This is a genomic window from Tsukamurella ocularis (assembly GCF_965138335.1).
Classification (GTDB): Bacteria; Actinomycetota; Actinomycetes; order Mycobacteriales; family Mycobacteriaceae; genus Tsukamurella; species Tsukamurella ocularis_A.
Map to the genome: position 1 here is coordinate 1 of NZ_CBCSDV010000071.1, position 3,003 is coordinate 3,003.

General features: G+C 74.7%; 2 protein-coding genes. One reads left to right on the plus strand and one right to left on the minus strand.

All coding sequences use genetic code 11. From position 1 onward, the window contains the following. The first annotated feature begins 836 nt into the window (after positions 1–836). The gene (locus ACNAYW_RS24675; protein WP_415852234.1) at positions 837–1,835 is read left to right on the plus strand and encodes a phosphatidylglycerol lysyltransferase domain-containing protein; all 999 of its coding nucleotides are present in this window, start codon (positions 837–839) and stop codon (positions 1,833–1,835) included. A gap of 13 nt (positions 1,836–1,848) precedes the next feature. Here the strand turns inward: ACNAYW_RS24675 and ACNAYW_RS24680 are convergent. Further along, positions 1,849–3,003, minus strand: a 1,155-nt coding sequence (locus ACNAYW_RS24680) for a thioester reductase domain-containing protein (protein WP_415852235.1), incomplete at its 5' end; no start/stop codon positions are given.

Consider the following 3,003-nt stretch of genomic DNA (forward strand, 5'->3'; position numbering starts at 1 on the left):
GCCNCNGCNGCCCGGGCCGCCCGGGGCAGTGGAAGCGCCCGATGCCGCGGTGCCCGCGGGCCGCGCCGGGGCGCCGGGGTTCGTGGCGCCCGCGGGGGCACCGGGTTTCGCTATCCCGGCCGACGACGCGGGCCCGCCCGGGCCGACGGGGCCCACGGGCTTGGCCGGGGTTCCGGGCTTACCGGGGCCCGCCGGCTGTACCGGCGCGGGCGGCGCGGACGGGTCGCCGCCGGCGTGCGCGACCCCGGTCCCGAGCCACACCGATCCGACCGCCACCGCGGCCGCCGCCGACGCCGTCATGCGGGTCACCGCTGCGGCCGACCGCGAGTTCCGACGATGGCGTCCCTGATACCTGGACATTGAGCACTCCCTTTCACTGCACGCGCGACCTTTGCCTCGGGCGGGCGAGCGGCGACCACAGCGCAGCACCGATCACCGTGCATCGCAGACCGCGACACACGGTTGAGAAGTATTGAAGAGAAACAGAATTCGGAGGTGTTTGCTATGACTACCGATTCGACCCACCTCTGAGCAAACACGACCGCCGCGACCGATTCCAGAGAACCCGGGTAACGAAAACAACACGATGTGAGCGCGACCACAATGCGCCGCTGGCACTTTCCCCAACTGTCTTGGCCACCGTGAACGCCGCGATCCTTCGCGATGATAACTTTTCCGATCACGCCCGATAAGTCCGCTTTTCACGGCGCCGCCGCCGATGTTCACTCCGATTGCCGACCCATCCGAGGCACTATCCGTGCGCCGTACGCTTTGCCATCGCCACGGCTGAGGGAGCACACCGCCGCGGCGCGAGCCCGGAGGCGCATAATCGAACCATGTCGTTCGGCAATCGAAGTATCTCGGATCTCGTCGCCCGGTCGGTCGGCGATCCGCTCGCACCGTTCGCCCTCCGCCCCGAGAAGCACCACGTCGTCGCCCCGGGCGGAGAGGCGGTGCTGGCCTATGCGATCCGGCTCGGCGTCGTCGTCGCGAGCGGCGACCCCGTCGGCCTCACCCCCGAGGCCCGCGCCGCGGCGATCGCGGAGTTCCTGCGTCGCGCCGGGCGCCGGCCGGTCGCGGTCCTGGGCGCCGGGGAGGCGGCCCGCCCGCTGTGGGAGACGCACGGCCTGCGCGCCGTACCGATCGGCCGCGACGTCGTCCTCGACACCGGCTCCTTCGACCTCGTCGGCCGGCGGTTCCGCAATCTCCGGCAGGCGGTCTCCCGCACCCGCAACGCGGGCGTGACGGTCGAGATCGTGCGGGAGGGCGACATCGCGGACCTCGACCGGCAGGGGATCCGCCGGATGGAGGCCCTGGCCGGGCACGACCCGACGCGCGGCTTCTCGATGATCCTCGGCCGCATGCTCGACGGCTCGACGCCCGACGGGGTGTTCGCCCTCGCCCGGACGGCCGACGGCACCGTCTGCGCCGCGCACCGGTACCTGCCCGCCGGACCGGAGGACCTGTCCCTGGACCTCCCGCTGCGCGCGCGCCGGGCGCCCAACGGGGTGGACGAGCGACTCACCCTCGAGGCGGTGGCGTGGGCGCGCGACCACGGCTACAAGCGCGTCTCCCTCGCCTTCGCGCCCTTCCCCGACCTGTTCGCCGACGACGCGACCGCCCTGCGGCACCCGTGGGCCCGGGCCGCGGCCCGCCGGGCCGTGCACGCCTTCGACCCGCTGCTGCACGTCGAGCGGCTGTACCGGTACCTGCGCAAGTACCGCTCCTTCGATCAGGAGCGCGCGGTCATGCTGCGACCGCGTCAGGCCGTCCGGGTCGCCGCCGCGCTGATCCTGCTCGAGTTCGGCCGGTACGGCCGCGGCGACGCCCTCTGACCGCGCCCCACGCTCACCCGTCGACCGGCCTCCCGGCGGGGAGGAAGCCGACGCCCGCGAGGTACCCGAGGTAGAGATCGAGCTCGGCGTCGCCGATGCGGGGCCACCCACCGTCCGCCGCCTCCGACTCCGACGCCGGCATCGGCCGCGGCGGAGCCGCCGCCACCGCTCCCCGGCCGGCGCGGACCCGGTCCAGCAGGGTGCGCTGCAGGACCACGGCCCGGCCCAGCTCGCCGTCGCCCGCGCGGAACATGTCGGTCTGCCGCCGCAGGTACTCCTCGGCGGAGGTCTCCTCCACCGGCAGCCCGCGGCGGCGCAGGGCCGCGGCGATGCGTCCCCACGTGGGACCGTCCTCCGATGCCACGGCGACGGTGCGGCCCCCGTCGGCCGGACCGCCCCGCCGCGCGGCACCCACGATGCGCCGCGCCGCATGGTCGACCGGGCTCATCGCGACGCGCCGGTCCACCAGGTCCGACGGGATCGCGCCCACCGCGGCGATCGATCGGACCGTGTTCCAGAAGCCGTCCTCGAGGTTGGCGGCGCCGGTCACCAGGTCGCCCGTGAGCAGGCCCGGGCGATGGATCGTCGCCGCGACGCCGGCACCGCGCGCCAACTCGACGATCCGCTCCGCGACCCACTTGGACTGCACGTAGCCCGAGTCGGCGAGCGCGGCGAAGTCGACCACGTCGTCGTCGCCGAGCACCGTCCCGCGCTCCACGTCCTCCGCGACGCCCAGCGTGGACACGAAGTGCACGTCGACGCCCGCGCGCTGGGAGGCCACTTCCAGCAGCGTCCGGGTGGCGTCCACGTTCGCGGCGCGCAGCAGCGCGTAGGGCTCGACGTGGTTCACCCGGGCGCCGCAGTGGAACACCGCGTCGACGGTGTCGCCCAGCTCGCGGCGGAGCGCCGGATCCAGGCCCGCGCCGGGCTCGGCGAGATCGCCCGGCACCGGCACGATCCGGTCCGCGAGCTCCGGCACCCACGAGCCGTAGCGGCGCATGCGCTCCGCGATCCGGCCCGCACCGGCCGCCGCATCCGGCGCCCGCACGAGGCACCAGGCCTCCGCGTCCGGATCGGCGAGCAGCAGCTCGCGCACCAGGAAGCCGCCGAGCAGGCCTGTCGCGCCCGTGACGAGCACGCGGCGGGGGTGGTCGGGGCGGGGCGGGCG

Bases quoted from the DNA above. Each gene is read 5' to 3' on its own strand.
- ACNAYW_RS24675 (WP_415852234.1), top strand. From the start codon at position 837: ATGTCGTTCGGCAATCGAAGTATCTCGGATCTCGTCGCCCGGTCGGTC.